Here is a 6,881-nt window from a genome sequence, read left to right on the forward strand (position 1 = left end):
AGATTATTTTGATTTTGTAGTTCATATATTTAATATAAAATCAAGAGAATACTACAAGTTAGAACGACTCTGGAGAGATGCTGCTATTATTGAATGGGATAGTTAATATATATTTGAAACAGATTTTTGATAATAACATAAGTATGAATAAAAGTGGGGATGTAGCTCAGTGGAAGAGCGCTTCTCTGGCAGGGAAGAGGTCGTGGGTTCAAGTCCCATCATCTCCACCATTATTTTTTTAATAGGTTAGTATTATGGAAAAATATAATCCTCGAGAGATAGAAGAAAAATGGCGAAAAATCTGGCAAGAAAATAAACTCTATAAGACAGAGGAGACGAAAGAAAAGCCAAAATATTACTGTTTGGATTTTTTTCCTTATCCATCCGGAGATGGATTATCAGTTGGACATTGCAAAAATTATATTCCTACTGATGTCTTTTCAAGATTTAAGAGAATGTGCGGATTTAATGTGCTTCACCCGATGGGGTGGGATGCATTTGGACAGCCTGCTGAACAGGAAGCCATAAGTAAAGGAATTCACCCAAAGATAACAACTGCAAAATACACTGCAAATTATAAAAGACAACTGAATCTAATTGGTGCATCTTATGATTGGGAAAGGGAAATTAACTCAAGTCATCCCGATTATTACAAATGGACACAATGGTTTTTCCTGCTTCTATATAAGAGAGGCTTAGCTTACCGTGCAAAAGCACCAGTTAATTGGTGTCCAGAATGTCTTACTGTTTTGGCAAATGAAGAGGTAGAAGATGGTAAATGTTGGAGATGTAACGGTAAAGTCATAAAAAGAGATCTGATGCAATGGTTTTTCAAAATTATAGCATATGCTGATGATCTTTTAACAGATTTAGAGACTATTGATTGGCCTGAAAAAATAGTTTTAATGCAAAAAAATTGGGTAGGGAGAAGTGAAGGAATAGAGTTTGATTTAAAAATAAAGAACAGTGAAAAAACTATATCTGTCTTTACTACAAGACCGGACACAATCTATGGAATGACATTTGTAGTTTTAGCACCAGAGCACCCATTAGTTTATGAATTAACAACTTCGGAATTTAGAGATAGAGTTGACGCTTACAGGAAAGCTGCTTATCAAAAATCGGAGATTCAAAGAATTTCTCTTGAGAAAGAAAAAGAGGGAGTTTTTATTGGTGCATATGCTATTAATCTAATGAATAATAACAAGATTCCAATATATATTGCTGACTATGTATCTATGACATATGGAACAGGAGCAATAATGGCTGTTCCAGCACATGATGAGAGAGACTTTGAATTTGCCAAAAAATATAACCTACCAATTAGAGTTGTAATATCTCCACCTGATTGGGATGGTAAACCTTTAGAAGAAGCATATACTGGTGAGGGAGTTATGACAAACTCAGAGGAGTATAATAACTTCCATTCTAAAGATGGAATTAATAAAATATGTGATTACTTAGAAAGAGAAGGTATAGGTAAAAGAAAAATAAATTATAGAATGCGGGATTGGTTAATTTCAAGACAGCGTTATTGGGGTGCACCAATTCCTATTATATATTGTGATGATTGTGGTACTGTTCCAGTTCCTGAAGAGGATTTGCCTGTTCTTCTCCCCGATATTGATAAATATCAACCAACTAAAACTGGTGAATCTCCATTAGCCAAAGTTTCTGAATTTGTTAACACAGTTTGTCCTGAATGTAAAAAACCTGCAAAACGTGAGACAGACACAATGGGAGGATTTGCATGCTCTTCCTGGTATTTCTTAAGATTCACAAGTCCACATTATATTAATGGTCCTTTTGAGCCGGATAAAATAAAGTATTGGATGCCAGTTGATTTATATGTTGGTGGAGCAGAGCATGCAGTAATGCATCTACTATATGCAAGATTCTGGACAAAAGTGATGTATGATGCAAATATAATTAATTTTCATGAACCATTTAGTAGGTTGTTAAATCAGGGTATGATGCATGCTCCAGATGGGAGATTGATGTCAAAATCAAAAGGAAATGTAATAACTCCTGATGAAGTTGTTGAAGAATATGGTGCAGATGCATTAAGAACCTACGAGCTATTCTTAGGACCTTTTGAGCAAGATGCTATATGGAATGATAGAGGAATAAATGGTGTCTTTAAGTTTTTAAAGAGAGTTTGGAGATTAATACTTAAAGAAAGACCATTAATATTTATACAGAAACCATCAGTTGACAATGAGGATATTAGTAAAGAATTACAAAAAATGATACACAAAACTATTAAAAAAGTAACAATGGATTTTGAAAAGTTCAAATTTAATACAGCTGTTGCAGCTTTAATGGAGTATGTTAATTATTTATATAGTAGATTGGATAAAAATATTTCTGAAGAAGTTTGGCTTAAGGCAATAGATACATTGATGATTCTACTAGCACCTATTGCTCCTTTTATGGCTGAAGAACTCTGGGAAATAACAGGCCATAAGGGCAGTATTCATATGCAACCCTGGCCAGAGTGGGATGAAAAATTAGTTTTTGAGGAAAAGTTCACACTGATTATTCAGGTAAATGGTAAATTAAGAGATAAAGTAGAAGTACCAATTTCAATATCAGAAGAAGAAATAAAAGAAATAGCATTAAAATCACCAAATGCACAAAAATTTATAAAAAATAAAAAGATAATAAAATTTGTAACGGTTCCAAATAAACTAATAAATATAGTAGTTAAGTAATTATAAAGTCTATAAATGTATAGTAGCTAAGTAATTATAAATTCTTAACTCACTAATTTTGTTTTAAAAAGTATTAATAAATTTAATAATTTATCATAAATCCAGGCATTAGAACCCTTAGAAATATATTAATCTTCTTCACCTTCCTTTTAATACACTAAACATTTTCTAAAATCCAAAAAACAACCAATTTTTCTAAAATCCAAAAAAAGACTGAACATTCTAAAATCCAAAAAATAACCAAGTATTCATAAATATTTCTGTTATTTTTCCTAAAGCGTTATTGTTAATAATTATTTTATATATTTACATAAATATACATATATGCTATAATTTAGTTAATCAGAATTATCAATGCAAAAAATAGTAAATAGAAATCGGTCAAAAAATACTCAATATTTAATGCAGAAATTCCTTTAAAAGAGAATCTTAGATTTAATTAAAGTAGAATCCTAAATTTCATCAGAGTAGAAACTAAAACTTAATCAGTGAAAACAAAAATTTTACAGAAGTAGAGATTATAGTTTAATCAGTGGAAATTAAAATTTAATCAATGAACACTAAGATTTAATGAGTGTAAATTAAAATTTAATAAGTGGAAACTAAAATTTAATTAGATTGGAAAATTAATCATAACCCCTCTCCCCTTGTGGGAGAGGGAAGGGAGAGGGGTATTAAATATAAATTGTTTAATACATGAATTCCAAATTTACCAATATAGCCAAAAATCTCAGGAGGAATTCAACGAAAGCAGAGAATCTTTTATGGAGATATTTACGAGCAAAACAGTTAGATGGACTTAAGTTCAGGAGACAACAAACAATTGGTAACTATATAGTTGATTTTGTCTGTTTTGAAAAGAAAATAATAATGGAGGTAGACGGTGGACAACATGCAACAAAGAAAGAGAAAGATAATAAAAGAGACAAATGGTTCAGAGAACAGGAATTAATATTATGGAATTAATTAAGAAAAAAGCAAATTACTACTTAGATATAGTAAAGGATGCAGCAAAATCAAAATTTTATAATTTTAAAAACTTGACATATGAGAAATGGCAGATTTTGGCTGTGATTTTTTTGGCAATAGTTATGATTATTACAGGTGTTTATTTGTATTTTAATTCAAAACCAAAACTACTTGTCCCAATAGATAACAGTCAGAATAATCAAAATCTATCATCAATTTATAAAAACCAAAATGAGATTGAAAATAATGGAAGTGAAGAAAATAAATATGATAATAATTTTTCAGGTGAAAATGATGGTGATAGATTAGATAATTTAAAAATTGTTGTTCATGTTTGTGGTGAAGTTAAATATCCAGGAGTATATTATCTTCAGAATGGACAAAGAATTTATGATGCTATTCAAAAAGCTGGTGGTTCTACAGAAGAAGCAGATATTCATCTTTTAAACTTGGCTCAAATATTATCTGATGAGGCGAGAATATATGTTCCAAAGAAAGGAGAGGTTGTTTCATCAGATAGTTTTTATTCAGACTCAATGTTAAATCAAAAAATAAATATAAATAATGCAGATTCAGCAACCTTGCAGAAATTATCGGGAATAGGACCCACATTGGCTCAAAGGATAATTGATTATCGTAAAAATATTGGAAGATTTAAAAGCATTGAACAACTATTGAATGTAAAAGGAATAGGACCCTCTAAATTTGAAGAGATAAAGGATAAAGTACAAATATAATATTTTTTAAGGGTTTTGATTTGAGAAAGAAGAACCTACAAGCATGGATATATTGGATCACACCTTCTTATTTAATAGGAATAATAATAGGTTTTAATTATAAATTCTCCCTATCATCACTTCTAACTATCCTCACAATTTTTTTATTAATACTTATTTCTTATAGCGTATATAGGACAAAATTTATTAAATATCTGATAGTAACAGTATTTTTCCTAATTGGAATTTTAGTAGTTACTCTGGTTATAAATAGAATGTCAAATAGTATTTTATTGAAATTTTCAGAGAGGAATTTGGATGTTACATTAGAGGGAACTGTTTGTTCAAGACCAATGTTTTTTAAAAATTCTGTGTCATTCTTTTTGGATGTTAAATATTTAGAATTTGAAGGAAATAAGTGGAAAGTAAATGAAAGAACTCAGGTATCAATCTTTTTTAATAAGCATGAAAATAATCTAAATGAAATTAGCAAAGTTTTAAAAAAATCAAATTCAAAAAATGATTTAGAAGACACTATATTTTTAGGTCAGGGGATTACTGTCTTGGGAAAATTAAATAAAATTGAAATAAAAGATTCTATAAAATTTTCATGGGAAAAGTATTTATATAATAAAAGGATTCAAACAAAACTCATAACAAATACCAATAAAATTCTAAGGACTTCAACACCTCTTTTATCCAGGATTAGAAAGTATATAACTGATAAGGCTAAAGCAATTTTTAAAAAGTATATGAATCATAAATACGCTCCTTTCTTAATTGGTACAATTTTGGGTGACAGGAGTGAAATCTTACCAGAAACAACTGATCACTTTACTAAATCGGGTTTACTCCACATATTGGCAATTTCAGGTGCTAACATGGTAGTCATTGCTTCTTCTATAATGTTTATCTCAAAGCTCATTAGACTCTCATTTTTCAAAAAAATTCTTATAATAATAGTGATTATTCTATCTTATACTTATCTTGTTGGTTATGAAGCATCAATTATAAGAGCCTCAATCATTACAATACTAACAATGCTGGCATTAATTTTGGGAAGAAAAAGGGATTCAGTAGCTCTTCTTTTAACATCAGGGTTATTAATTACTCTACATGATCCATTCTCAATATATGATATAGGTTTTCAGCTTTCTTTTCTATCTGTTGCTGGAATTCTTTTGATTTCACCTATAATTGATGAACTCCTTGGCAATAAATCAAATTTTCTAACTAATACCTTCTCGATTACATTTTCAGTGCTTCTCACTATAGCTCCCATCACCCTTTATCATTTTAAGCGATTCTCAATAGTTTCAATATTAAGTAATTTCTTAGCTCTTCCTGTATCAACCTTGATAATGAGCTTGGGTATGATCTGTGCTTGGCTCTCTTTGTTGTTTGAAAAAATGATCTATCCCTTTTTATGGGTTTTAGACAAGGCAACAGGTTATCTATTTTTTATAAGTAAAGTCTGTTCTAATATTCCATATGGTCAGTTATATTTTTCAAAATTTTCTATCCATTTTGTATTTTTGTATTATCTATTTCTATTATTTACAGTTAGTTTCTTAACAAAAAATAATATAAATAAAAAATTCAATAAGAAGTTTATAATATATTTAATAATTTTTTTAACAGTACTTGTATTTGCTTACCAGGTTTTTTTATACCTTCCACCAAAGAATCTATCTCTTACTTTTTTTAATGTGGGTAATGGTGATGCCTGTTTAATTAGAACGCCGGAAGGAATTAATATTCTTATAGATGGGGGTCCTGAAGGTAAAGATATTGTAAAAAAACTTTATCTAAGAGGTGTTAAAAAATTAGATTTAGTTATTCTATCTCATCCACATTCAGATCATATAGGTGGATTAATAGAGGTATTAAATGAGATTCCGATTAATTCAGTTTTAATGGGTAACTTAGATCTTTCTGAAAGCGACCAATCTACTATTGAAAAACATGATCTATTCTTAGAAATAATTAATACTAAACAGATACCTCTAATTATTGTAAAGTCAAAAAATATTCTGAGAATATCTTCTAAGTTGAATTTAATTCCAATCTGGCCAGAACCTGGTGATGTTATCTATCTAAAAGAGAATATAAATAATCAATCATTAGTTCTTTTATTAGAATATGAGAATAAAAAGATACTTTTTACTGGAGACATTGAAATTCAGGCTCAAAGAGAGATATTAAGTAGCTTGAAAAATCTATCAATGAATAAATTAGATGATTTAAAAAATACATCCATAAGCAAATCAAGTAGTTTAAAAAATCTATCAATGAATAAATCAAATAGTTTAAAAGATATATCAATAAATAATGATGTATATAATGATATTAACAACTATTTAATAAAAGCTGATATCTTAAAAGTACCACATCAGGGAAGTAAAGATGCTAATTTTTACCAATTTTTAAGAGCTGTCTCACCTAAGATAGCTATAATATCAGTTGGATTAAATAATAAATA

Annotated in this window: 5 protein-coding genes and 1 tRNA gene; all 6 read left to right on the plus strand. The window is 29.2% G+C overall.

The features are described 5' to 3' along the window. A partial coding sequence (locus KKC53_02960; GenBank protein MBU2598125.1) for an RsfS/YbeB/iojap family protein occupies nucleotides 1-106 on the plus strand: 106 nt, incomplete at its 5' end. Nucleotides 107-155: 49 nt separating this feature from the next. Further along, a tRNA-Ala gene (locus KKC53_02965) sits at nucleotides 156-230 on the plus strand. 21 nt (nucleotides 231-251) lie between these two features. After that, on the plus strand, nucleotides 252-2,714 hold the full coding sequence (leuS, locus tag KKC53_02970) for a leucine--tRNA ligase (GenBank protein MBU2598126.1): 2,463 nt from the start codon (nucleotides 252-254) through the stop codon (nucleotides 2,712-2,714). Nucleotides 2,715-3,410: 696 nt separating this feature from the next. Beyond that, nucleotides 3,411-3,680: a DUF559 domain-containing protein gene (locus KKC53_02975; GenBank protein MBU2598127.1), complete on the plus strand. Its 270-nt coding sequence runs from the start codon at nucleotides 3,411-3,413 to the stop codon at nucleotides 3,678-3,680. Then, on the plus strand, nucleotides 3,671-4,420 hold the full coding sequence (locus tag KKC53_02980; protein ID MBU2598128.1) for a helix-hairpin-helix domain-containing protein: 750 nt from the start codon (nucleotides 3,671-3,673) through the stop codon (nucleotides 4,418-4,420). The genes KKC53_02975 and KKC53_02980 overlap by 10 nt, the downstream gene beginning before the upstream one ends. Nucleotides 4,421-4,440: 20 nt before the next feature. After that, nucleotides 4,441-6,881, plus strand: a 2,441-nt coding sequence (locus tag KKC53_02985; protein ID MBU2598129.1) for a ComEC/Rec2 family competence protein, incomplete at its 3' end; no start/stop codon positions are given.

It is taken from the genome of Actinomycetota bacterium (assembly GCA_018830725.1).
Lineage (GTDB): Bacteria > Actinomycetota > Humimicrobiia > JAHJRV01 > JAHJRV01 > JAHJRV01.